This window comes from Pseudoalteromonas sp. CNAT2-18.1, from assembly GCF_022347865.1.
Classification (GTDB): domain Bacteria; phylum Pseudomonadota; class Gammaproteobacteria; order Enterobacterales; family Alteromonadaceae; genus Pseudoalteromonas; species Pseudoalteromonas ruthenica.
Window position 1 is genome coordinate 181,706 of sequence record NZ_JAKRFR010000005.1, and the last position, 25,408, is coordinate 207,113.

The window sequence follows — 25,408 nt, forward strand, 5'->3', positions numbered from 1 at the left end:
CACTATGGCGCTGCTTAGTGCAGCGCCTATCTCAAAAACTATCCACTTTATCGCGTTTGCTCGAATCTTCGCCTGTTACCGTTACAATAGCTAAAAAAGCAAACAGGACGTGGTCATGAAACCTCAACTTACTTTTCTAACTGCTATGCTGGCAGGTGCACTGGCGACGCCAGTGGCCGCTAAGCAGGCGTTGCAATTTAACGATGTCTTCGATTTCAAATATCCGCAACACACCGTTTTGGGCGAGCAAGGTCAGTACCTAGCCTTTAGTGCCGAACCTTATCGCGGCGACGCTCAAGGTCAGGTGTATAACCTAGATAACAATGAACTTATTGCCACGGTGGCACGCGGTACAGCGGCACAGATTAATAAAAACAGCCAATGGGTGGCATTCACCCAAGTCCCCACCCTCTTGAATAAAGAAACCACTGACAAAAAAGCGCGCAAGAAGTTAAAAAACAACCTCGTCTTGGTCAATACCCAAACGGGTGCCCAGCAAAGTTTTGAGCAGGTGAAAGACTATCAACTTTCTGATGATGGTCGCTGGCTCGCCTATCGCCTCCACAGCAGCGACGATCAAGATGCTGATAACGAAAAAGAAAAAGCCGATACTGGCGATGAGCTGCATATTAGCGCTGATAAAAAAGATAAAACCTATGACTTAGTCATTGTTGATCTAACCAGCAACGAGCAGACACGCCTTGATTCAGTGTTCACTTATGCCATCAGCCATACCAGTGCAGGTATCGTCTTCAATCAACACAGCAGTGATGGCAGTAATAACCAAGTCAGCTATTTTGACTTTGCCTCACAACGCACGGACTCGCTGATAGATGAGCCAGGGGTAACCGTTAGCACCATCGAATGGCACCCAGTACAAAACCTTGTGGCCTTTAATGTCGGCAATTATGTCAATGATGATACGCGCCGCCGCGACTACCGTACGATGTTGTGGCATGGTCAGCAAAACACCTTAGAAACGCTGCCAAGTCAATGGCAAGCGGGCAAGAAAGGCACACTGAGTTGGTCGGAAGATGGCGCTCGCCTATACTTTACAACACGACCAGAGCTTGACGCCAAAGTGACCAAGAAAAAGTACCAAGACGCGCAGTCGTTGCGCGACTTCGACACCATAGTGGCTCAGGCGAATATTGAAGTATGGCACCACCAAGACCCAGAAATAAAACCGCGCGAAAAACAGCAATGGCAGAAAGAAAACAAATATCGCCATTACCAAGCGGTATATCACCTTAATGGCAAGAAGGTGGTGCAACTGGCCAATGAGCAAGTGCCAAAGGTGCGGTTAAACAAAAAAGCAGATCACCTTATCGGTTACTCTAACCAGCCCTATTTGCACGAGATGACCTACAAAGGCTTTTATAATGACTATTATGCCATTGATGTTCTCAACGGCAGTAAACAAGCCATCGTCAAAGCCCATCCACATCACCCGAGTTTGTCACCAACAGGGCAACATGCGGTGTACTTTAGTGACCAAGGGTGGCAGCTAAAAGATTTAGCCAATAATTCAGTGACTCCCCTTAGCAAAGCAGTGAATGCAGTATTTGCCGATGATAAGCACGATTACCCCTCTGAGGTAGACGGCTATGGTGTTGCGGGCTGGTATAAAGACGGCTCGAAGGTACTCATTAATTCTAAATACGATATTTGGGCCTTTGATGTTGAAAGTGGCGAAGCCCAAGTTTTAACGCAAGGGCAAGCAAAGCAGATTCAGTATCGGGTGGTTAACCTTGACGATGATAAGCTTGGTTTTGATGACCAAGAGCAGTTGCTGCTACGCGCATTTAATGTGAATAATAAGCAGACCCACATAGGTGCACTGGATTTAGCAAATAACACTGTGCGTACACTTTTGGCTGATGAAGCGCGCTTTGATGTAAAAATGAAGGCCAAACACGCTGATAAATACATTTTTACTAAGCAGAGTTATCACCAGTTTCCTGACTTCTGGCAGGCTGATGCCCAGCTCAGTAATACTCGTAAGGTGACTGACTTAAACCCACAAATCAGTCAGTTTAAATGGGGGCAAAAGCCAGAACTAGTTAGTTACAAAGGCTACGATGGCGAGGACTTACAAGGCGTGCTTATTAAACCTGCGGACTACGTAGAAGGTGAGCAAGTGCCTGTGGTTATTTACTTTTACCGCTATATGAGCCAGCGACGTTACGACTTCCCAAAAATGGAGCTTAACCATCGCCCTAACTTCCCGATGTTTACATCGAACGGTTACGCGGTGTTCTTGCCTGATATTCGCTTTGAGATTGGTAAACCTGGCCCCTCGTCCACTCAAACCATGATCAATGCCGCACAAAAGCTGATTGATATGGGCGTTGCCAAAAAAGATGCCATAGGCTTGCAAGGACACTCATGGGCCGGCTACCAAAGTGCCTTTATGGTAACGCAAACCGATATGTTTAAAGCAGTTGTCTCGGGAGCGCCGGTATCGAATATGACCTCGGCATACAGCGGTATCCGCCTAAAATCAGGATTAGCGCGTCAATTCCAATATGAAACGGGGCAAAGCCGTATTGGTAAGGCACTGTATGAAGATGTCGATGCCTACATTGACAACTCACCGGTGTTTTTTGCCGATAAAATAAACACTCCTATTATGATTATGTTTGGCAATGAGGATGGCGCCGTGCCTTGGCAAGAAGGAATTCAGTACTACTTAGCATTGCGCCGCGCCGGGAAAGAGGTGATTTTCCTTGAATATGATGGCGAGCCACATCACCTGAAACAGTTCCCCAACCAAGTGGACTTTTCTATTCGCATGATGCAGTACTTTAATCATCACCTAAAAGGTGAACCAGCGCCACAGTGGATGACGCAAGGTGTCCCTTTTATTGAGGAATAATTAACGCTATAACACAGCAATACATTTGCGTTATAAGCCAACCCAAGCGGGTTGGCTTTTTTTATGTGTGCTATTGCCCTTGTGTGGCTTTGGCGCGCTGCAACCCTGCGGTTAAAAAGACGCGGTAAGCGCGCTGCTCTAACCCTGGCTCGCTAGGTGAAAAGTGTGTTGGAAAGCTTGCGACTAGCTCTTCGACACTTTGCTCAGGATGTTTATTTACGTGCTCAACAATGGCTATTAACCACACTTTTGGGATATTCAAGCTCGCTTTGCTATGTGCATCACCATGTCCTGGTAGGACTTGAGTGATATCCAGAGCCGCCAAATCATCGAAAGCGCGCAACCACTGCGAGAAATTTGCGTCCCCAGGGTAGGGCTGTATGTCGACCATATCCGCACCGGCGAGAAGCGCCTCTTGCTCAATATACACCATCAGGTCGGCATCAGTATGCGCCGCGTAGGGCAATATGTTGAGCTCGTAATTACCTAAGTCCAATGTGGTCTTTTTGTTTATTGCCACCTGGGGTGATTGCAGCTCTAAATGCTGCCATTTATCTAAACGCGCTTTCGCTGCTGCTATTTTTTGCTGCCAAGGAAGCTGTTCTTGCTCGGGCAAGTTATTCATGCGGTGCTCGCTTAGAGCAATACTCTTGGCAAAACCATCTAAGCGTTCGTTGAGCTGGGCATGAGCGAGATGAAACTGATCATTGAGATGTTGGTGGACGATAAGTTTAGCGTCCGGGTAATGGCTTTGTAACAGTGCCATCCCCAATAAATGGTCATCATGAGGGTGAGAAACTAACAAATAGCACAGTGGCACTTTTAGCTGCTTGTCTAACTTGCTAATGAAGCGCTCAGTTTGCGAAAACTCCCCTGGCGCATCGATTAATAAGGCGCATTCATCGCCCTGGATAAGCACCTGATTTGAATCATAGTACTTTAGCTTTTCATGTTGTTGGATAAAGTCGACATGAGCACTGATGCTGTGCCATTGCTGGGCATGGCTTACGGTGGTGGTGAGGGCTAATAATAAAAACAGAAATTGGCGCATAGGCTTCCCTTGGGCGCGACTATGCGCCTTATGATGTTGTTTCTAAGGCTGATGTCAGTTTGGAGCACAGTTGGCTCTGCATTTGTTGCAGCTCAGTGAGCTGCGACTTCGCTTCTAATAACTCATGGCACAAGTTGAGTGCTGCCATAAGTAACGCTTTGTCATCATTGCGCACCGCTGAGCGCTGACGCATATGTTCAACGCTCTCATTGAGGTGCTGTGCCGCATCAAGTAACGCCTGCTCTTGCCCAGGGGGACAAGCAAACTGATGCTCCCTACCGAGCAAATTGACCTTGACGCTGTGTCCGTCGTTACTCATTAACCCGCCGCGCTAGCCGACTGCAGTTTTTCCAGTAGGCTCGTTAATGTACTACTGGTTTCTTTCTGCTTTTCTTCGCTTTCTAGCACTTCTAGCTGCAAAGTTTCGTTTTCGTCCATTAGCTTAGTATTGTTTTCACGTAAGGTGGTCACTTCTTGCTGTAATTCACTGTTACGCTGAATCAATTTATCGACCAGTTGTTCGAGTTGGGAAAGGGTTTCTTGGTTCATAAAGGCGCTCTTTAAACTGTTGATTAGAATCTGCAAATGTAAAGCAATCTGCCCAGCGATGCTAGGGGGTGTAGCGTATTTCCTGTAAATTTTGCCAGTATTAACAGCGGGTTCATTTAAATCACCCAATATTCAGCAGCGGTTTATAGTAGCTGCTTATTAATCAATCACCCAAAGTACACATCTAGCTCTGTTTATCTGGTGCAAATACAGTAAAATGACCACAATTTAAGTTTTAGGAGCCGTTATGCTCAGTTATCGCCATTCTTTTCATGCTGGCAACCCCGCCGATGTGGTGAAGCACCTAGTGTTAGCACAAACACTGCAACACATGGTCAAAAAAGATAAGCCCTTTGATTATATTGATACCCACTCGGGAGCCGGTTTTTTCGCCATCGACAATGCCGATATGCAGAAAACCCAAGAATTCAACGATGGCATTGCTAAGCTGTGGCAGTATCAAGGTGATGTAGATGCGCTTGCGGATTATGTAGCCCTGATTAAGGGTATGAACGAGTCCGCTCAGTTACGTCATTACCCGGGTTCACCTAAGGTCGCTGAACATTACTTACGTAAACAAGACAAAGGCTGGTTTTTTGAGCTGCACCCTCAAGACTTAAAATTACTGCAAAAAAATATGGCAGGTAAGCGCTCGTTACGAGTAAAAGATGAAAGCGGCTTTACAGGCTTGCTGGCACTGGTGCCGCCTCTTTCGCGCCGGGCATGCGTGTTAATGGACCCGCCTTATGAAGTAAAGAGTGACTACGACAAAGCAGTCGATACCTTTATAAAAGCACATCAACGCTTTAGTACGGGCACTTATTTGTTGTGGTACCCCGTGGTTGAGCGTTCCCGCATAGACCGCCTTGAGCAACGTTTTATTGACTCTGGTATTCGAAACATTCAATTGTTCGAGCTTGCCACCCAAGGCGATAGTGAAGAACGTGGCATGACCGCCTCAGGGATCATTGCCATCAACCCGCCTTACACGCTAAAAGCAACGATGCAACAGGTACTACCGGAGTTAGTGAAGGTGCTCAGCAAGCAAGACGGGTTTTATCGTTGCGAGCAACTGGTTGATGAATAACCTGAAACAACACTAACAACTTGATTTGTTGACCACTGAAATTGGATCTTGGTGAATCAGCACATCAACTTCACCACCGAACTCAGGGTGTTTTTGTTCGCTAAACGCCTCTTGAATAAGTAGCGCTACCTCGTCCGCGACTTGGTGTGCCCTGATCAAAGGCATATTGTCATCCAGTTCTAAATGAAGTTGCACAAAGCGTACTTTGCCGCCTTGGCGAGTACGCAAATCGTGCACCCCTAAAACTTGCTCGTGGCTTTTGGCAACTGCCACTATCTGCGTTTTTTCGTCATCAGGCAGTTCTTTGTCCATTAAATGCGCCGCACTCTCGGTGCCTATTTGCCAAGCATTGTAAAGCAAGTAGGCAGCAACTAAGATAGCAAAAAATGGATCGGCACCGGCAATACCGTAGTAGGCCAACATCAGAGCAAGCAATACTGCTAAGTTCAGTAATAGATCACCCTTGTAGTGCAGTGAATCAGCTTTTATCGCCACCGACTCAGTACGCTTAATAGATTGATATTGCACATAGACAACAATTAAGGTGCAAAAAATAGCAAAAATACTCACCCACACACCCAACAATGTATGATTGACAGTGACAGGGTTAATAAAGCGCTCGATGGCATGAAAGGCTAATAAACAGCCACTGCCACTGATAAAAGCGGCTTGACCGAGACCAGCCAAAGCTTCCGCTTTACCATGACCAAAACGATGGTCGTCGTCAGCCGGTTTTAAGGCATAACTCAGAACAAAGAAGTTCATCAAGGTAGCGCTTATATCAAGCAATGAGTCGGTCAATGACCCTAGCATAGCGGCAGAGCCTGATGCCAACCACGCCCACGCCTTAGTTGCAATCATCAAACTAACCATAGCCAACGTAATTAAGTTAGCGAAGCGCACCCAAAAGTTGTAACCTCTTGCTGGGGTTGACGCGCCTTGGTTGTTCATAAAATGCACCTAGAGTTATCGAATCTATGCGTCATTTTAACCATCTTTGGTATACTCACGCCACTGTATCGCGCTCAGCTCAGAAGACTTATGTTAGACATTGTTTTATTTCAACCCGAAATCCCCCCTAATACTGGTAATATTATTCGCTTGTGTGCCAACACCGGCTACCGCTTACACTTAATAGAACCATTAGGGTTTGAGTGGGATGACAAACGCATTAAACGGGCAGGCTTGGATTATCACGAGTTCTCTAATGTTCAGCGCCATCCGAGCTTAGAAGCTTATATCAACGCCTGTGCCCCAAAACGTATTTACGCATGTACCACCAAAGGTACGCGCTTTCATCATGAAGTCGCCTATCAACCAAGTGACGCGCTGTTGTTTGGCCCCGAAACACGCGGGCTGCCTAGCGAAGTTATCGCCTCTTTACCAGCAGAGCAACGGGTACGTATTCCCATGCAAGCAAACAGCCGCAGTATGAACCTATCGAATGCAGTCGCGGTATTTGTTTATGAATCCTGGCGCCAACTCGACTTTGAGGGCGCCTGCTAAACGCACCGATGCTACATTCTCTAACCAGCTATATAAGAACTAGATATTATGACACCAAGCCAAGCACTGATTCGCCAACTCGTTCAACAAGCCCTTGATGAAGACTTAAATGGTCTCAGCCCAAGTGAAGGTGATATTACCGCACAGCTGATCCCTGAGCAGCAGCAGGCTAATGCCGATGTTATCACCCGAGAGGAAGCCATTTTTTGTGGCCAAGAGTTGGTAAAAGAAGTTTTTGCTCAAGTAGACCCCAGTGTCGAACTCACTTTTTTCGTCGCCGATGGGGATAAAGTGCGACCCGAGCAGCGCCTATTTAACGCCAAAGGCAGCGCCCGGGCTATTTTGACCGCCGAGCGCACGGCACTTAACTTCGTACAAACGTTAAGTGCAACGGCCACAGCAGCTTATACTTATAGCCAAGTCTTGGCCAATTCCAATACTAAATTACTAGATACTCGTAAAACTATTCCAGGTTTACGAGCACTGCAAAAATACGCAGTTAAATGTGGCGGCGGAGTGAACCACCGTATCGGTTTATTTGATGCATTCTTAATTAAAGAGAACCATATCGCGGCCTGTGGCAGTATTGCTGCGGCGGTTTCCCAAGCCAAGCACAATCACGCGGATAAGCCTGTAGAAGTTGAAGTTGAGAGTCTCGATGAGTTGCAACAAGCGCTCAGTGCTGGCGCGGACATTATCATGCTTGATAACTTTTCTTTAGCGGATGTAAATACAGCCGTTAAACTAACTAACAAATCAGCCAAGCTAGAAGTGTCGGGCAATATCACTTTGGCAACTTTGCAACAGTACGCTAACGTTGGCGTAGACTACGTATCCAGTGGTGCCTTGACTAAACACATTGAAGCTGTTGATTTATCAATGCGTTTTCAACAACTATAGTGACTTTGCAAAATATTCAAGTAGAATAGCTGAATTCGGTATAGATGTTAGCAGTTGTTAAAAAAAGTGCTACACAAAGCCAAAATGCCGTGATAGCATCTAGTTTTAAAGAATGAGATTTATACTTAGGTAGTAATACTTTGTTATAAATCAACGAAACTGTAATAAAAGAAATCTACACTCAAGGAACGGTGTCTCAGTTAGTTGAATTCAACAATTGGACTATACTTCCTAAGATATCTGAACCTGTAGGTTTTGACATTGCTAGGCGCTTGTTGCCCCACGTAGTACAAGCAACTAGTCGACCAATTGCCGAATCAACGATTTAGCAACACTGGTTACCTTAACTTTGCCCAACAATCCTTTAGGAGAGGAACATGGAAAAAATGACTCAAAACAAACAACAGGGTTTCACCCTGATTGAATTAATGATCGTTGTTGCGATCATCGGTATTTTGGCAGCAGTAGCGCTTCCAGCTTATCAAGGCTATACAGCTAAAGGTCAAGCAACAGCGTGTTATCAAGAAATTATTCCTGGTAAAACACAATTCGAAATTATGAAGCTTGAACAAGGTGCTGCTGCAACTCCAAATCTATCTGACCTTCAGCTAGGTCAACCAAAAGCGTGTGCTAGCCATGCAGCAACAGCTACCACTATCGTAGGTACTATGAAGGGTTCACCAGGTATCGATACCGAGACCCTTACGCTTACTCGTGACGACGCTAGTGGTGAGTGGACTTGTACTTCAACCGCTACAGATAAAGATTTACTTCCTTTAGAGTGTCGCTAATATATAGCTAACCTATTGTAAACACTCCCCTTGTGGGAGTGTTTTTTTACTGCAGTGATTGTATGAATATAAATTCTCCTCTTGTTAGAAGGCTATCTGCCCTCGGTTTATTATCACCAGACCAAATATCCTCACAAGCCAAAAACCAATATGGCTCTATCGCAGAGATGATATGCAACGTTGCAAAAATTTCCCCGGAGCAATTGCAACAAAAAGCCAGCCATATCTTTCATGTTTCCCAATACGACATTTCCACCTTTGATTTGAGCATGCTGCCCGAACAGGGAATGCTAAATGAAAAGCTGATTAAAAAGCACAAGCTGCTACCAATAGGTGCGAAAGGAAAAACATTATTCATTGCAACGGCTGACCCTACCGATTTTAGCGCTTTCGAAGATTACGAATTCAACACGGGAATGCAAACAGAGGCGGTGGTTGTTCGTTATGACCATCTAGAAAAAGCGATCGATGGCTTATTCGATAGTACGTCAGGGCTCGGTCTCACCGACAATGATATGGAAGAGCTCGAAGGTGTTGACTCTGGTGACGGTAATAAGAAAGATTTAGCAACAGATGTAAACTCTAAAGAAGACGACGCCCCCATTATTGTTTACATCAATAAAATTTTAATGGATGCGATTAAGCGCGGAGCTTCCGATTTACACTTTGAACCCTATGAAAAACGCTACCGTATACGCTTCCGTGTCGATGGTGTGCTCCATGAAATTGCCTCTCCTCCTGTTAACCTAGAGAGCCGTATTGCTGCACGTATCAAGGTTATGTCGCATATGGACTTGGCGGAAAAGCGTAAACCCCAAGATGGCCGTATAAAACTAAAAATAAACGCCAAAAAAAGTATCGATTTCCGTGTGAGTACCCTTCCCACCCTTTGGGGTGAGAAAATCGTAATGCGTATTCTTGATAGTTCCAGCGCGATGCTTGGCATTGATGTGCTTGGCTATGAGCCCGAGCAAAAACAGCTTTATTTGGACGCGCTTGCGCAACCTCAGGGTATGATTCTGGTTACCGGTCCTACAGGTTCAGGTAAAACCGTATCACTTTATACCGGTCTCAATATTCTTAATACCACTGAGCGTAATATTAGTACTGCCGAGGACCCCGTTGAAATAAACCTAGAGGGGATTAACCAGGTTCAAATCAGCGCTAAATCTGATATGACCTTCGCCAATGCTTTACGCGCGTTTTTACGTCAAGACCCTGATATTGTCATGGTGGGTGAGATTCGAGACTTAGAAACAGCGGAAATATCGATAAAAGCAGCGCAAACAGGCCACTTAGTACTATCGACGCTACACACCAACTCAGCGCCGGAAACTCTGACTCGTTTAATGAATATGGGTGTGCCTTCATACAACATTGCCAGTTCAGTGAGTTTGATTATCGCCCAGCGGCTAGCCCGTCGGTTATGTAAGCATTGCAAAGAGCCTGAACAGCTACCTCAAGAAGAGTTGCTAAAGCAAGGGTTTACGCACGAGCAGCTAAGTGATTTAACTGTCTACAAACCAGTAGGCTGTGATGATTGCACCGAAGGCTATAAAGGCCGAGTTGGTATTTATGAGGTAATGCCCATCACCCCTAAAATAGCCGAAATTATAATGCGCGGCGGTAACTCGTTAGAAATAGCAGAAGTCGCGGCTCAAGAAGGTGTCAATAACCTAAGAAAGTCAGGGCTACAAAAGGTTGCTCAGGGCGTGACTAGCCTGGTAGAAGTCAATCGCGTAACCAACATGTAAAGCACCTAGGCAAACAGCAGTAACCTTTGCTGAAACCCTGTGTTAATATTAAGTAATCAACAGAGCTTGTGAGAAAATAATGGCAAAACAAAAACAAGCAAACCAATTGGACACGTTCCAATGGGTGGGTGTGAGTACTCGAGGCAAAAAACTTGAAGGTGAGCTTACTGGTACCAGTATTGCACTCGTAAAGGCTCAACTGCGCAAACAAGGTATTACGCCATCAAAGGTGAAAAGAAAAGCCAAACCTTTACTGGGCTTTTCTGGTGAGAAGCGTATAACAGCGAAAGACATAGCCATGCTGACCCGCCAGATAGCAACCATGCTGCTTGCTGGTGTTTCCTTGGTTCAAGCTATAGACATGATTGCCGAAGGCTCTGAAAACAAAAGCCTAAAGAACCTATTAAGAACAATTGGTGAAGAAGTAAAAGCGGGTCAACCTCTGAGTGCTGCACTCAAAAAACACCCCAAGTACTTTGATGACCTCTACTGTGACTTGGTTGCATCAGGTGAGCAGTCAGGCGCGTTAGATAGAATATTTGACCGTGTCGCTTTATACAAAGAAAAAGCAGAAGCCCTCAAATCAAAAATTAAAAAGGCGATGTTTTATCCGGTGGCAGTTATAGCCGTTGCCATAATAGTTACATCCATTTTGCTTATCTTCGTAGTACCTCAATTCCAAGATATTTTTAATGGCTTTGGCGCAGAACTACCTGCATTTACCTTATTCGTAATCGGAATTTCTGAGTTTATGCAGGAGTATTGGTGGGTTGCAGTGCTAACCATGGTGGTTGGTGGCTATTTGTTTAAGCAAGCACACCGAAAGAATAAAGATTTGCGAGACAATGTTGATAAGCTCATCCTAAAAACCCCAATCGTAGGTATGATCTTAAATAAGGCCGCAGTGGCACGTTATGCCCGAACATTATCGACCACTTTTGCCGCAGGTGTACCTTTAGTGGATGCACTAGATTCAGCAGCAGGAGCCTCTGGTAATGCGGTTTATCGCGATGCAATTTTAGATATCAAAGCTGAGGTCAGCTCTGGTAATCCGATGAACTGGGCAATGCGTAACTCCAATATATTCCCTGATATGGTGATTCAAATGGTCGCTATCGGCGAAGAGTCTGGTTCACTGGATGATATGCTTGCTAAGGTGGCAACTATTTATGAACAAGAAGTAGATGATGCCGTGGACGGCCTCTCAAGTCTATTAGAGCCACTCATTATGGCAGTGCTAGGGGTGCTAATCGGTGGCCTAATTGTTGCTATGTATTTACCTATTTTCCAACTCGGTTCTGTTATTTAGATGTTTTCAGAAGTACTCGAATTAATGAAAAGCGAGCCGTGGTTTTTTATAACCACGGTTCTTTTTGTATCCTTAGCTGTAGGTAGCTTCCTCAATGTGGTTATTTACCGCATTCCAAAGATGATGCAAAATCAATGGCAGTCAGAGTGTCGCTTACTACTTGCCGATGAATTGGCATCAAAAAGTGAACAAAGCCAATCAGCATCCGCTCCTTTTAACCTTCTAAAACCAGCTTCGACTTGCCCGAAATGTAATAACAAAATCAAGCCTTGGCACAATATCCCCTTGCTTAGTTGGCTATTTTTAAAGGGCCAATGCGCATACTGCCAGGCGCCTATCTCTATTCGCTATCCAGCTATAGAGCTCATCACTGCGGTTCTAAGTTTAGTTGTCGCGCTTACCTTTGGCCCCACTCAACTAACCGTGCTTTACATCATTATCACCTGGGTATTGGTGGCACTGACATTCATAGACATAGGCCATATGCTGTTGCCAGATCAGCTGACGTTACCGCTGTTATGGCTGGCTTTACTAGCAAGTGTTGCAGGGATCACCATAGAACCGAGTGCAGCACTAATTGGCGCTGCCGCAGGCTACCTTAGCTTATGGAGCGTTTATTGGCTGTTCAAATTGCTGACCGGTAAAGAAGGGATGGGCTATGGCGACTTTAAACTGCTGGCGGTATTTGGTGCCTTATTAGGTTGGCAAGCATTACTGATGATCATACTCCTGTCTAGCATTGTGGGTGCCGTAATTGGGATTACCTTACTCTCTATTCAAGGCAAAGATAAGGCAACCCCGATTCCATTTGGCCCTTATATTGCCATTGCTGGCTGGATAGCCATGCTTTGGGGAGAGCAAATCCAAGGCGCTTATTTCGGCGCTATTTTGGGTTAAAGCAACGATGTGGACGCTTGGTCTAACCGGGGGAATAGGCTCTGGTAAATCAACCGTTAGCACCTTGTTTCAGCAACTCGGCATCACGGTTGTCGATGCCGATGTTGTCGCTCGCCAGGTAGTACAGCCAGGCACTAACGGATTAGCCGCCATCGTTAGCCGTCATGGCCGTTCGCTGTTGTTGGATGATGGTAGCCTTAATCGCGCTAAGCTACGTGACATCATTTTTGCAGACGAAAGCGAAAAGCAGTGGTTAAATGCGCTTTTGCATCCACTTATCCGCACTGAGATGCTCACCCAACTGGAACAGGCACAAAGTGCCTATGCAATCCTTGAGGCGCCACTACTTTTTGAAAACAGCCTTGATAAGTATTGTCAGCGCACCTTATTGATCGATGTGCCTGAAACTGTGCAAATAAGTCGTACTTGCGCTCGAGACAATATCACTGAGCAGCAGGCAAACGCTATCTTAAAGGCACAAATGTCACGCCAAGATAAAGTCGCAAAGGCCAACGATATTATCTCTAATGCTGGGGTAATCGCTGACCTCAGTGCCAAGGTGTCTCTGTACCACCAAAACTATTTGCATCTTGCCAATTTGCATTCCTGCTAAGATCGATAACACTTAATGTTACAGCTTGTAATGGCTTAAATCATTGAGCTTGCTATACATTATTGTTATTAACTTGGTTGCGGGACCTATGAATATTAACTCACCTTTGATTCGTAAATTTATTACCTTAGGACGTATCGATAGCGACACGGTCAAGACGCACCAAGAGCAAAGCCGCTGCGCAGCAGAGACCATAATCCGTAGCAGCAACATGAGTAATCAAGAACTGTTGGCACAATGTGTTGAACTATTTCGCACTCCGTATATTGATCTGAGCTCTTTTGACCCCAGAAGCATAGACAAGCACTTGCTAAATGAGCAGTTGATTCGTCGTCATCATATGCTGCCCATTTCTGCCAAGGGTAACAAGCTATTTCTCGCCGCCTCAGATCCTACTGACTACGGTGCTTTTGAAAATTACGAGTTTAGTACCGGGCTTCAATGTGAAGTGGTGCTGGCTGATTATCGGCAAATAGATAACCTCATCGAGCAGCTGTTCGATGCCACCCACACACTGAAGCTATCGCAAGAGGACAGCGACGAACTCAGCCACCTCGCCAAACAAGACTATGATAATCATCATCCGGAACAGGGTAATGAGGATGACGACGCCCCAATCATTGTCTATATCAATAAGATTCTCCGTGATGCCATACGCCGAGGTGCTTCTGATTTACACTTTGAGCCCTATGATGGCGACTACCGCATACGCTTTCGTATTGATGGTGTGTTACATGAGATGGCCAATCCACCTTATGCGCTATCCACTCGCCTTGCAGCCCGCATCAAAGTAATGTCTAAACTAGATATTTCGGAAAAGCGCAAACCCCAAGATGGCCGCATTAAGCTTACGATTTCGCCGCGTAATAGCATTGATTTTCGGGTCAGTACGTTGCCAACTATGTGGGGGGAAAAAATTGTTATGCGGGTGCTTGATTCCTCCAATGCCACTTTAGGAATTGACGCGCTCGGTTATGAGGAAGAGCAAAAGCAACTTTATCTGCACGCACTGCAACAACCTCAAGGCATGATTCTTGTCACCGGCCCCACTGGCTCCGGAAAGACAGTCTCTCTTTACTCAGGCTTAAGCATTTTAAATACACCTGAGCGGAATATCTCTACAGCCGAAGATCCGGTCGAAATTAACGTTAAGGGCATAAATCAAGTACAAATAAACCCTAAAGCTGAGCTTACGTTCGCTAACGCTCTTCGCGCCTTCTTACGTCAAGACCCTGATGTAGTAATGGTGGGCGAAATAAGGGACTTAGAAACGGCTGAAGTCGCCATCAAAGCCGCACAGACCGGACATTTGGTGCTCTCCACCCTGCACACCAACTCCGCACCTGAGACTATCACACGACTTTTAAACATGGGCGTACCGGCTTACAACGTGGCTAGCTCGGTGTCGCTGATCATCGCTCAACGCTTAGCACGCCGCCTTTGCAAATACTGTAAAGAGCCAGAGCAGCTCCCAACGGAAGAACTTATTAAGCAAGGGTTTGATGCTAACTCTGTGGAACAAGTAAAATTGTATCAGGCAAAAGGTTGCGACCAGTGTACTGACGGGTACAAAGGCCGGGTGGGCATTTATGAGGTATTAGAAGTTTCAGCGGATATTGCCAAAGTGATTGTTTCCGGTGGTAGCTCGATAGATATAGCCGAAACAGCCAAGGAAGCAGGCTGTGCGACATTGCGTCAATCGGGGCTACGTAAAGCTGCAGAGGGCATTACCTCACTATCTGAGATTAACCGTGTTACGCGGCTGTAGGTTGTACTTTTAGGCCTTTTAAAGCGCCCTGCTCTCAGTTACACTGCCGCCATGAAAGTTTCACAGCCCAAAATACTATGCCTACCATTGTAAAATGCCCAACTTGCGAAAAGCAGGTGACCTGGTCTGCACAAAGCCCCTATCGCCCGTTTTGTAGTAAACGTTGTCAGCTGATTGATCTGGGCGAGTGGTCTAGTGAAAACAATAAAATTTCTACTGCAATGAATAGTGACAGCGAAGGCGTCGATAAGGCTGAATTCATAGAAGAAATTGAAGCCATGCTAGCGCAAAATGATGATTCGTTTTTTAAAGACTAACGGCTGGGTTAGCTCGAGGTTTTAATATTTACCAAGTCAAAATCAGCCAATTCAGGTACAATCTGCTGGAGTTTTGATTCTGTTTTATCAAGCGCATTCAGACATCTGCAATATTCAACAGATTTTTGCTCAAGCTGCTGCGCTTTTTTCTGTAACGACTTATCGATTTCCGCTGTGATGATCTCCATGCGCTGACCCATATCGTTAATACGCTCTTCGATATTACCCTCTCGAGATTGGAATGCGTCGCCCAGCGATACCAGTATAGCTCCTAAAGAGCCTTGGATTGCGGTGTGAATTTTCTTCGATACTTCTTGGGCAAAAAAGTCATCTAGTTTGGATAACGATTGCGGCGCAATAAAGAAAAAGTCGTCTCCACGCTTAAACTTGTCGCGTAACGCCCGTTCTACATACTGCAACTGTGTTTTAAGAATTTCCGGCTCTTTGTCAGATAGGCCCGTGACCACATCCTCAATGGCACTTAGCCCAATATTAACGCCATCGGTGGCGAGGTCTACTAACTCTGGAACAGTATCGCGGATCATCATGCTATATTGATGCAGCACCGCTGTCTCTTGCTCGTTCAGTTCAATCCACTGCCCGCGAACAACCAACTGCTGGTCTTGGTTTATTTGCACACGGGTTTGGTTGTTATCAACGATGCGAATAATGTCGTCAGTGATGATAAGCCCATGGGTTAGTTCCACGTCACAATGAGTCTGGGCATGTACGTTGTGTACACCCACTATGGATAACATGACAGACAGACCCAACCAACGCAGTGACATAGCAACTCCCAAATAAGCTGCGCTAAGATTATCAAAGAGTGACCATGAAGCAAATAGGCAAATTTTTTGTTAGCCCTGCGCTTCATAAGTAAAACAGCGAGGAACTACCGCTTGTTCAACATGTTAAGGTGACTCAAGGTAAAAAGGGTTGGCCAGCATAATATGTCGGCGTGACGCTAACGACAGCGTCTCTAGGTTGGCTGAGAAGTAGCGTGTAAATAGCGCATCAAACTCACCACGCTGGATTAGCTCATTCAACCCCTGTCGAAGATGCGTCGCTAACTTTGGCCTATTCTTAGAGACAAAGAAGTAAAATGCGCTCGGGTAATTAAGCACAACGTGATCTACAATTTGTAGCTGCATCTGCTGATGAGCTTGTAGTTCATCAACCACTTCAATCACGGAACGAGGAAAATAATCGACCCGCTGCTGCGCTGTTAAGCGAAACATTGTTTGATAATTTGCTACGGGTTTTACCGGTAAATTGTTAGCGGCGAGTATGTTGGTATCTGGCCAATCATGACCTTGCACAGCGCTGAACTGGCGTAGCTGCGACACTGATTCTACGCCACTGAGTGCCCTTGCCAGTTCCGGGTGTGCAACCAGTACTCGCTGACCAATGAGCCCCTTAAAAAGCGGTACCTTAACCGCAATAGCTAACTTTTCTCGTGCTGGACTGGTCATACTCCAGTGCACATCGACACGCTCACCATCCAGCATATACAAAATACGCTGTTGATGCGGATGCACATCAACATAACTGATAGTGTATGGCTTATCACTGATTGCTAATGCGCTTTGCAATAGCTCTTGTAAGTAATAATCACGGGGATACAGAGGCCGCATTTCTTGGGCAACACGAACTTGTTGCTGAGCGTAAACAGGGACACACAGCATAAGTAAAAACAGCAGTGCCCGCGTTAATAATCCCTCAACCATCACTCACCTCCTCAGCTTCTCTGCTTCTCTGCTTCTCTGCTTCTCAGCTCAGCGCTCAAACTACCGTCCATATTGACACAGTGCAACACAGAACTAATGTGACTTTATTCATGTAATGACAACGGTGAAAGCGAGTCCCGTGGCTCAGAGTGTAAACGAAATAACGGTGCGGCGGGCCCGCGTCGCTGGCAGCAAAAGAGGTGGCTCCCTTTGTGGCGCTTAGCCTCTTTTTTTGCATCGGTCGCTAATGTCGCAACTTGGTGACTATTATCGCAGCTACGTATATCTGGTGTAACTAACCCCACGGCCAAAGCCAATAACGGCACAAACTGACGCTGCCCTTCACGATTACAGCTCCAATAACCTTGCGCTGCGATATGCTCAGGGCTAAAAAACCGCCGAACCTGAGTATCAAAATCAGCGATCACAGCCTGGCAAGTAGCACTGGCATCCTCACCATCAAATACAACCATAAAGTCATCACCGCCAATATGACCAATAAAGCAGGGAACGGCTTGGCAGTGACTGCGGATGATATCGGCCAATAATTTAATCACACTATCGCCGCTGGCATAGCCGTATAAATCATTGAACTGTTTGAAATGGTTCAAATCAAAATAAGCAATCGAAAAGGCACGGTTGCTGCGCAAACGGTGCTCAATCGCATCATTAATGGCGATATTGCCGGGTAACATGGTCAGTGGGTTAGCATGCTGAGCATGACGTACTTTTTCTTCGGTCATGTGCTTGAGAATTTGCCGCAGATGCACGACACCTAAATACTTACCGCCTCGAGTTACGATGATATAGCGACGGATATCAAAATCATTGTCGGTAATTTGCCGACTCACTCTATCAAGCTGTTCATTTTCATCAACCACGAGTGGCTCGGCGTCCATCAACGACGCTATCGGCTTTTTGTCATACAAAGCATGACCATAAGGTGAAGCAAACACTTCTGTTAGCTGCTCTTTGTATAGTAAGCCAACGGGCTGGTGATACTGATCAATAACAACCAATGAAAACAGCGCCTTATCGTTATCAAAAATACGCTGCGCCTCTCGACACAAAGTATGTTGGCAGATAGCTTGTTGCTCTATCGCTAACCATCCCACAGCCAGCGATGGCTCAACAAAGTGCTGATGGTGAGTGTGCCCTAAACTTTGAAAGCGTTGCGCCTCAAATTGCTGGCTAGGCTCTGCACTCGGGCGCTCGAATAAATATCCCTGTACCGTATGTAGCTCGAGTGTTCGTAACAATTGAAACTCTTCTTCTCGCTCTATTCCCTCGGCGACCACCCGAGTATGTGTGGCTTTTGCTAGCTCCGTTATAGATTTTAAAAACTCTTTTTTCACCGGACTTTGATCGCAATGGTCTATAAAGTAGCGGTCTATTTTGACAATATCGGGTTGTATTTCTGACCATTGTTTAAGCCCTGAATACCCCGCTCCTAAATCATCTATGGCAATGAGAAAGCCAAGCTGACGATAATGTGCAACCGCTTTGCGTAACTGCTCGGTATTATCCACTTTATCTTGCTCGGTGAGCTCAATGACTACTTGTTGCGCACCGAGGCCGTAATCGCGCAGTAGCTGCAGGGTTTGCCCTTTAGGGTGAGCCGGATCCGATAACGTGTTGGGGCTGACATTGAGAAACAACTTGCCAGCTAATTGCTGCTCAGCGAATGAGGCTATTGCCGTTTCTCGACACAGTAACTCTAATTCGGAAAGACGATGGTGCGCTACAGCACAGCTAAATAGAGCGTCGGGTCTATGCAAAAAGCTATCTTCAGGCCCCCTACTGAGTGCTTCATAGCCAATTATCGCTTCTTGGTAGAAGTCAAAAATAGGTTGAAAAACGCAGGTAACTTGGCGCTTTTCAATAATTTCGGCTAATTCTGCTATTAATTCGGCACTCACAGCTTTGTACACCCAATATTAAAATGGTGGCAAAGCCTAGCAAGGGATTATGACAGCGTCATGAATTGACTACTTTCTCTGCAATTGCTGCTGAATGATATTGAAATGGGCTTGCGCTTTGAGTGCATGTCGACGCGCCGACACAGTATTAACTGCGCCAGTTTGCGACTCTCTCACCATAGCTCTAATTAGCAGCGGAAGAACTGTCGCCTCCTTAATATGATAGCAAATCGGTGCCTCAAAGGTGGGTAAAGCATCGCCATTATGGTATTGCTCACTCAGCTCTACATACGTTAATTGCACTGAGCTATCAAAGCCTTGATATAAGCTCTGTAGGTACGCGTCACACTCGGGAAAGCGCAGCCTTAGATCTGGGATTTGCGCGTACATGGCAACGGCTAAGGCTGTACTTATATGCTCGAGCTCTGGTGCTCGTCCTTGCAAGCGTAACTCACTGAGGAGCTGCTCACTCATGCCTAGGTACACTTGGGCTGCTGAGTTCGGATCAGCAATTGGCTGTGGCTTGCCGACGCTGTCACTGCAAGCACTTATTGTTAGCAAAGCTAAGACCAGTAAAAACAACTTCATAAGACTGGGCCTGTATAACAGCTGAGACAGCGAGCTACATTCATTGTCACAACCAGGGAACTGGATATATAAAAAATGCCGCATTAAAGCGGCATTTTCAACGTATTTACCTTTATTCTCTAAGGCATAGGATCGAGATCTGCGCCCTCTTTCTCTACTTCTACGGGGATCAAGTCCTCTTTACTAACCCCAAGGAATACCGCCACAGAGCTGGCAACATAGACCGACGAGTAAGTACCGATGAATACACCAAAGAGTAATGCCGTAGCGAAACCATGGATAGTTTGACCACCCCATACGAACAAGGCTATCAATACCAAAATAGTGGTAATTGAAGTAACCAAGGTTCGATTCAATGTCTGTGTAAGAGAGAGGTCGATAATTTCTAAGGTGTCGTCAATACGCACTTTGCGGAAGTTCTCACGGATACGGTCTGAAACAACAATAGTATCGTTAAGTGAATAACCGATGACCGCAAGAATCGCCGCCAAGATAGTTAAATCAAACTCCAAGCCTAATAGTGAAAACAGGCCCATAGTCAAAATAACATCGTGGAACAAGGCAAATACCGCACCTAGGGCGAAACGCCACTCAAAACGTAAGGCAACATAGAGCAAAATACAGATCAAAGCAGTCAGCATCGCTAAGCCACCCTGCTCTTTCAAATCTTCACCGACACTGGGACCAACAAACTCGATACGGCGCATCTGCGCCTGTGCATCGGCCTGCTTTAAGGCTGCCATAACCTGGTTACCAATGACTTCAGCTTTCACTCCCTCTCCTTGTGGAGGAAGACGCACAAGTACGTCTTTACTGGAGCCAAACAGTTGTACAGAGGCATCAGCGAAGCCATTCTCTGCGAGTACTTTTCGTACTTGGGAGAGCTCAGCAGGCTGTGAAAAGCCCACTTCTACAGCTGTACCACCGGTAAAATCTAACCCAAAATTAAGGCCTTTAACCACGAAAGACGCCAGCGCGGCAATAATCAATAAAATTGAAAAGCCCATCGCTACTTTGCGTGCTTTCATGAATGGTAAAGTACCTTTCACTTTTAATAATTGCATGCTTCGCTCCTATATCGATAGCTTTTCAATGCGCTTACCACCAACAACTAAGTTGATAACCGCACGGGTACCAACAATGGCGGTAAACATTGAAGTTAAGATACCTATTGCCAGAGTTACCGCGAAGCCAGCTATTGGTCCGGTTCCCACTGCAAACAGAATAATCGCGGCGATTAAGGTGGTAATGTTGGCATCAAAAATGGTACTAAAAGCACTGTCGTAACCGAAATGGATGGCCTGCTGTGGACTGCGTCCATCAGCCAATTCTTCGCGGATACGCTCGAAAATAAGTACGTTTGCGTCCACCGCCATACCGACTGTTAAGACGATACCAGCAATACCAGGTAAGGTCAGCGCAGCACCTGGGATCATCGACATCACTCCGACAATCATCACCAAGTTAGCACCCAAGGCTAGGTTAGCAACCAAGCCGAAACCTTTGTAATAAAGCAGCATAAAGGCTAAAACAAACGCGAAACCAAGCACCACAGCGGTCATACCCGCTTCAATATTTTCTTGGCCTAAGCTTGGACCCACGGTGCGCTCTTCTACGATTTGGATCGGTGCAACAAGGGCACCTGCACGCAGCAGCAAGCTCAAGTTATGTGCTTCAGCTGGGTTATCTAAACCGGTAATGCGGAAACTACGCCCTAATCGTGCTTGAATCGTCGCCACGTTAATTACTTCTTCCACTTTGATAGGCGGAAGCGGCTTTCCGTTTTCGTCTACTTCGCCGGAAGGCTTGTATTCAATAAACACGGTCGCCATCGGTTTACCTATGGCGCGCTTGGTAAAGGCATCCATCTTGGCACCGCCTTTAGAATCCAGCTTAATGTTAACCTGTGGACGCTGATATTCATCCATGCCAGATTGTGCACCGGTAATATGGCTACCTTCCAGAATGACGCGCTTTTTCAGTACCACAGGACGGCCTTCGCGGCTCATGATCATTTCAGTACCAGGTGGTGTGCGCCCTTGCATCGCCAACCCTGGGTCAGCATCTTGGTCAACCTCACGAAACTCTAGGGTTGCCGTAGCACCTAAGATTTCTTTTGCACGCGCGGTGTCTTGTACACCGGGTAATTGCACGATAATGCGCTCTGCGCCTTGACGTTGAACATTAGGTTCAGCAACACCGATTTGGTTAATCCGGTTACGAATAATGGTCTCGTTTTGCTTGATCGCATAATCACGCAGCTCTTTAATACGCTGCTCGCTCATAGAGGCAATAAAGCCATTGTCGTTGTTGCTGTCATCAACAAACAAGTAACCCGGGTAGCGGTCTTGCAAGAAGCGCTCAGCAGCGTCTTTGTCTTGCTCACTGCGCATCACCACTTGCACGCCATCGCTCCCCGCTACGCGGCGGATAGTGCGATAACGCAGTTTTTCTTCGCGTAAGTCTGAGCGGAAATCCTGCTCCATCTGGTTCAGGGCGTTATCCATCGCCGTCACCATGTCAACTTCCATGGTGAAATGCACACCACCACTTAAGTCAAGACCGAGCTTCATTGGGTTACCACCAATGGCTTTTAACCATTGTGGTTGAGCTGGCGCCATGTTGATGGCTGAGATGTAATCTTCACTTAAGTTGTCGCGCAAAATGTCCTGAGCTTTAAGTTGTTGTTCGACATTTTTGAAGCGGACCAGGATCTGGCCATCGGCGAGTTTGCTCGACTTGGTTTCAATTTTATTATCAGTCAGGATTTTATTTACTGTATCTAGCGCACTGAGATCGGCGTCGGTTCCCTTTGTTCCGGTAACCTGAATGGCCGGATCGCGGCCATAGATGTTCGGGGTGGCATAAAGCACCCCGACTGCCAATACAACAAGTACGAGTAAATATTTCCATAAGGGAAACTTATTTAACACGTATCTTTCCTTTTTGGTTTATAGCGACTTCATTGTGCCTTTGGGTAGTACTGCGCTAATCGCAGACTTCTGCACTGTTACTTCGGTTTGGTCGTTCAGCGAGATAAGCACAAAGTCTTTATCTTCAGACACCTTAGTGATCTTACCAACCATGCCGCCTTGAGTAAGCACTTCATCACCCTTGGCTAAAGCGCTCATTAGGTTTTTGTGCTCTTTTACTCGCTTAGCTTGCGGGCGGTAGATAAGAAAGTAAAAAACCAAACCGAAAATGGCCAGCATAATTAGCATTTCATAGCCACCACCAGCTGGTGCGGCGCCCGCTGTGCTTGCATGTGCGTTTGCAATAAATAAACTCATCAGGTAGTCCCCTTAAGTACTTAACTATTAATTTTAGTGTTGTAAATTACAGGCAAGCCCGCACAAGGCGGGCCGCAATTATTCTGTTTCTGCGAGCTCTGGAACCGCAGTATTACGGCGAGCATAAAAGTCTGCTACAAAAGCGTCAAGCTTGCCGCTGGCAATTGCCTCACGCAATCCTTCCATTAACCGCTGGTAGTAGCGCAAGTTATGAATGGTGTTCAAACGCGCACCGAGAATCTCATTGCACTTATCCAAGTGATGCAAATAAGCGCGTGAGTAGTTTTTGCATGTGTGGCAATCACATTCACTGTCCAGCGGCGCGGTGTCGGTCTTGTGCACGGCGTTACGGATTTTAACCACCCCACCGGTAACAAATAAATGACCATTACGTGCGTTTCGTGTCGGCATCACGCAGTCAAACATATCAATACCACGACGTACCGCTTCAACGATATCTTCGGGCTTGCCGACGCCCATTAGATAACGCGGCTTTTGCTCTGGCATTTTGTAAGCGCAATGGTCGAGAATATTGATCATGTCTTCTTTAGGCTCGCCTACAGAGAGTCCACCGAGGGCATAGCCATCAAAATCAATTTCTTCCAGCCCTGCTTGCGATTGTGCTCGCAGCTCTGGGTACATACCACCTTGGATAATACCAAACAGCGCTGACGGGTTATCACCGTGCGCTTCTTTTGAACGTTTTGCCCAGCGCAGTGATAATTCCATAGAGTCTTTTGCTTGCTTCTCTGTTGCTGGGTAAGGCGTACATTCGTCAAAAATCATGACAATGTCAGAGCCTAGATCACACTGCACTTGCATCGCTTTTTCAGGGCTCAGCATTATTTTCTCACCGTTAACGGGAGAGCGGAACATGACGCCTTCTTCCGTTATTTTACGCATAGCGCCGAGACTGAAGACCTGAAAACCACCGGAGTCTGTCAAAATCGGCTTGTCCCATGCCATGAAGTCATGGAGGTCACCGTGTTGTTTAATAATCTCGGTGCCCGGGCGTAGCATGAGGTGGAAAGTATTTCCCAAGCAAATGTGCGCCCCCGTATCTTTAAGCTCGTCTGGGGTCATCCCTTTTACTGTGCCATAGGTACCTACCGGCATAAATGCGGGGGTTTCAACGACACCGCGTTCAAAAATTAAGCGCCCACGGCGTGCTTTGCCGTCGGTTGTATCTAGTTCAAATTTCATGTGGTCCTCAATAGGTCGGAAAAACAGTCCAACTCGAGCGCAAAATGCGCAGATTAACCGCCCGATTTTACCTGTTTTGTCGCAGCAATACTATGAATTGGGGCGAATCGAAGAAATAAAAGCAACAAATAAAAAAAGCCGCTTCTTGCGGCTTTTTCTTAGTCTTTATCTTGGCGGGTTAAAAACATCGCATCGCCATAACTAAAGAAACGATAACGCTCTTTGATAGCCTCTTGATAGGCCGACATAATATGCTCCTGCCCAGAGAATGCGCTGACCAGCATAATTAATGTGGACTCCGGTAAGTGAAAGTTTGTGATCATGGCATCGACGACATTGAACTGATACCCAGGGTAGATAAAGATATCGGTATCGCCGACATAACTAATGAGCTCACCGCCACCGATTTTCGCTGCCGATTCCAAAGAGCGCACCGAGGTTGTGCCCACAGCAATGACCCGCCCGCCTTGGGCTTTAGTTTTCGCAATGGCATCAACAACATCTTGTGGTACATCAATGTATTCTGAGTGCATATGATGCTCTTGAACGCTGTCTACCCGCACCGGCTGAAACGTCCCTGCACCAACGTGTAGGGTCACAAACGCCATGGCCACGCCTTTGTCCTTTAACGCTGCCATTAGCGGCTCATCAAAATGTAATCCGGCTGTTGGTGCGGCAACTGCACCGGGTTTTTCACCATACACAGTTTGATAACGCTGCTTATCTTCATCAGTATCAGGGCGGTCGATATACGGAGGCAAAGGCATATGGCCAATCTGCTCAAGGGTGTCTAACACTGACATATCACCTTTGAGCTCAAGCTCGAACAGCTCGCCTTGACGGCCAATCATTTCCATCTGCGCTTGTTCTTCAAGAACCATCACCGTTCCCGGTTTAGGTGACTTATTGGCTCTCACGTGAGCAAGCACACGCTTATCATCAAGCACTCTTTCTACAAGCACTTCCACCTTGCCACCAGAGCGCTTTTGTCCATGCATACGAGCAGGGATCACTTTGGTGTTATTAAACACCAACAGATCACCAGGTTCGATGAAGTCAATGATGTCCTTGAAAATATGGTGGGTGGTATTACCGCTGTTACCCTCTACTTTTAACAGGCGACTTTGGCTACGTTCCTTTTGCGGAAATCGAGCGATCAATTCTTCAGGTAGCTCAAAACTAAAATCGGCCACGCGCATGGGTTTTCTCCGGGGTGCTGAAAATCGCGCCAATTCTAGTTCCCCCCTTGACTGAAATCAAG

General features: G+C 46.3%; 24 protein-coding genes. 11 read left to right on the forward strand and 13 right to left on the reverse strand.

The window, feature by feature from the left end:
• The first annotated feature begins 115 nt into the window (after window positions 1-115).
• Window positions 116-2,878 (forward strand): prolyl oligopeptidase family serine peptidase, encoded by a 2,763-nt coding sequence (locus MHM94_RS12340; RefSeq protein ID WP_235419543.1) that lies wholly within the window; start codon window positions 116-118, stop codon window positions 2,876-2,878.
• Between the two features lie 70 nt (window positions 2,879-2,948).
• On the opposite strand, the gene MHM94_RS12345 is transcribed toward MHM94_RS12340, so the two are convergent.
• Genes MHM94_RS12345 through zapB form a run of 3 tightly spaced genes read right to left on the reverse strand, consistent with a single transcriptional unit; the run spans window position 2,949 to window position 4,478 of the window.
• The gene (locus MHM94_RS12345; RefSeq protein ID WP_235419542.1) at window positions 2,949-3,929 is read right to left on the reverse strand and encodes an MBL fold metallo-hydrolase; all 981 of its coding nucleotides are present in this window, start codon (window positions 3,927-3,929) and stop codon (window positions 2,949-2,951) included.
• A 28-nt stretch (window positions 3,930-3,957) separates the two neighbouring features.
• Window positions 3,958-4,248, reverse strand: coding sequence for a cell division protein ZapA (locus MHM94_RS12350; RefSeq protein WP_235419541.1), 291 nt, complete (start codon window positions 4,246-4,248; stop codon window positions 3,958-3,960).
• Entirely contained in the window at window positions 4,248-4,478 is a 231-nt protein-coding gene (gene zapB / locus MHM94_RS12355) for a cell division protein ZapB (RefSeq protein ID WP_045979239.1), read from the reverse strand. Before zapB ends, MHM94_RS12350 begins: the two co-directional genes overlap by 1 nt.
• A 247-nt stretch (window positions 4,479-4,725) precedes the next feature.
• On the opposite strand from zapB, the gene rlmJ reads away from it, so the two are divergent.
• Window positions 4,726-5,565, forward strand: coding sequence for a 23S rRNA (adenine(2030)-N(6))-methyltransferase RlmJ (gene rlmJ, locus MHM94_RS12360; protein ID WP_235419540.1), 840 nt, complete (start codon window positions 4,726-4,728; stop codon window positions 5,563-5,565).
• A gap of 12 nt (window positions 5,566-5,577) precedes the next feature.
• Here the strand turns inward: rlmJ and MHM94_RS12365 are convergent, their stop codons facing one another.
• Window positions 5,578-6,516 carry a cation diffusion facilitator family transporter gene (locus MHM94_RS12365; protein WP_268838276.1) on the reverse strand — a complete coding sequence of 313 codons (939 nt, stop codon included), beginning with the start codon at window positions 6,514-6,516 and terminating at the stop codon, window positions 5,578-5,580.
• Window positions 6,517-6,606: 90 nt separating this feature from the next.
• On the opposite strand from MHM94_RS12365, the gene trmL reads away from it, so the two are divergent.
• The 9 genes from trmL (at window position 6,607) to yacG (ending at window position 15,420) form a co-directional block, all read left to right on the forward strand.
• Window positions 6,607-7,071: a tRNA (uridine(34)/cytosine(34)/5-carboxymethylaminomethyluridine(34)-2'-O)-methyltransferase TrmL gene (gene trmL / locus MHM94_RS12370; protein ID WP_235419539.1), complete on the forward strand. Its 465-nt coding sequence runs from the start codon at window positions 6,607-6,609 to the stop codon at window positions 7,069-7,071.
• Between the two features lie 48 nt (window positions 7,072-7,119).
• Complete coding sequence (nadC, locus tag MHM94_RS12375) at window positions 7,120-7,971, forward strand: carboxylating nicotinate-nucleotide diphosphorylase (protein ID WP_235419538.1); 852 nt, start codon at window positions 7,120-7,122, stop codon at window positions 7,969-7,971.
• A 377-nt stretch (window positions 7,972-8,348) separates the two neighbouring features.
• The gene (locus MHM94_RS12380) at window positions 8,349-8,762 is read left to right on the forward strand and encodes a pilin (RefSeq protein ID WP_275439931.1); all 414 of its coding nucleotides are present in this window, start codon (window positions 8,349-8,351) and stop codon (window positions 8,760-8,762) included.
• Between the two features lie 62 nt (window positions 8,763-8,824).
• Window positions 8,825-10,516 carry a type IV-A pilus assembly ATPase PilB gene (pilB, locus tag MHM94_RS12385; RefSeq protein ID WP_235419537.1) on the forward strand — a complete coding sequence of 564 codons (1,692 nt, stop codon included), beginning with the start codon at window positions 8,825-8,827 and terminating at the stop codon, window positions 10,514-10,516.
• 79 nt (window positions 10,517-10,595) lie between these two features.
• A complete protein-coding gene (locus MHM94_RS12390; RefSeq protein WP_152441222.1) occupies window positions 10,596-11,825 on the forward strand; it encodes a type II secretion system F family protein in 1,230 nt (409 codons plus the stop codon).
• Window positions 11,826-12,722, forward strand: a complete 897-nt coding sequence (locus tag MHM94_RS12395; RefSeq protein WP_235419536.1) for an A24 family peptidase — start codon at window positions 11,826-11,828, stop codon at window positions 12,720-12,722.
• Between the two features lie 7 nt (window positions 12,723-12,729).
• Complete coding sequence (gene coaE, locus MHM94_RS12400; RefSeq protein WP_235419535.1) at window positions 12,730-13,335, forward strand: dephospho-CoA kinase; 606 nt, start codon at window positions 12,730-12,732, stop codon at window positions 13,333-13,335.
• 88 nt (window positions 13,336-13,423) lie between these two features.
• A complete protein-coding gene (gene pilB / locus MHM94_RS12405; protein WP_235419534.1) occupies window positions 13,424-15,103 on the forward strand; it encodes a type IV-A pilus assembly ATPase PilB in 1,680 nt (559 codons plus the stop codon).
• 77 nt (window positions 15,104-15,180) lie between these two features.
• Complete coding sequence (gene yacG / locus MHM94_RS12410) at window positions 15,181-15,420, forward strand: DNA gyrase inhibitor YacG (protein WP_138547043.1); 240 nt, start codon at window positions 15,181-15,183, stop codon at window positions 15,418-15,420.
• Window positions 15,421-15,428: 8 nt separating this feature from the next.
• Here yacG and MHM94_RS12415 read toward each other — a convergent pair whose 3' ends face one another.
• From MHM94_RS12415 to queA, 9 genes are all read right to left on the reverse strand, one after another.
• Window positions 15,429-16,202, reverse strand: a complete 774-nt coding sequence (locus tag MHM94_RS12415) for a YggN family protein (RefSeq protein WP_045979345.1) — start codon at window positions 16,200-16,202, stop codon at window positions 15,429-15,431.
• A gap of 129 nt (window positions 16,203-16,331) precedes the next feature.
• Window positions 16,332-17,147, reverse strand: a complete 816-nt coding sequence (locus tag MHM94_RS12420) for a transporter substrate-binding domain-containing protein (protein ID WP_235419533.1) — start codon at window positions 17,145-17,147, stop codon at window positions 16,332-16,334.
• 104 nt (window positions 17,148-17,251) lie between these two features.
• Complete coding sequence (locus MHM94_RS12425; protein WP_235419532.1) at window positions 17,252-19,066, reverse strand: bifunctional diguanylate cyclase/phosphodiesterase; 1,815 nt, start codon at window positions 19,064-19,066, stop codon at window positions 17,252-17,254.
• A gap of 69 nt (window positions 19,067-19,135) precedes the next feature.
• Window positions 19,136-19,654: a hypothetical protein gene (locus MHM94_RS12430; protein WP_235419531.1), complete on the reverse strand. Its 519-nt coding sequence runs from the start codon at window positions 19,652-19,654 to the stop codon at window positions 19,136-19,138.
• A 119-nt stretch (window positions 19,655-19,773) separates the two neighbouring features.
• Window positions 19,774-20,718 (reverse strand): protein translocase subunit SecF, encoded by a 945-nt coding sequence (gene secF, locus MHM94_RS12435; RefSeq protein WP_022945420.1) that lies wholly within the window; start codon window positions 20,716-20,718, stop codon window positions 19,774-19,776.
• 9 nt (window positions 20,719-20,727) lie between these two features.
• On the reverse strand, window positions 20,728-22,587 hold the full coding sequence (gene secD, locus MHM94_RS12440) for a protein translocase subunit SecD (RefSeq protein ID WP_045979228.1): 1,860 nt from the start codon (window positions 22,585-22,587) through the stop codon (window positions 20,728-20,730).
• An 18-nt stretch (window positions 22,588-22,605) separates the two neighbouring features.
• Window positions 22,606-22,944, reverse strand: a complete 339-nt coding sequence (gene yajC, locus MHM94_RS12445) for a preprotein translocase subunit YajC (protein WP_045979227.1) — start codon at window positions 22,942-22,944, stop codon at window positions 22,606-22,608.
• A 78-nt stretch (window positions 22,945-23,022) separates the two neighbouring features.
• Entirely contained in the window at window positions 23,023-24,147 is a 1,125-nt protein-coding gene (gene tgt, locus MHM94_RS12450) for a tRNA guanosine(34) transglycosylase Tgt (RefSeq protein WP_053909810.1), read from the reverse strand.
• 158 nt (window positions 24,148-24,305) lie between these two features.
• A complete protein-coding gene (gene queA / locus MHM94_RS12455) occupies window positions 24,306-25,346 on the reverse strand; it encodes a tRNA preQ1(34) S-adenosylmethionine ribosyltransferase-isomerase QueA (RefSeq protein ID WP_022945416.1) in 1,041 nt (346 codons plus the stop codon).
• Window positions 25,347-25,408: the final 62 nt, after the last annotated feature.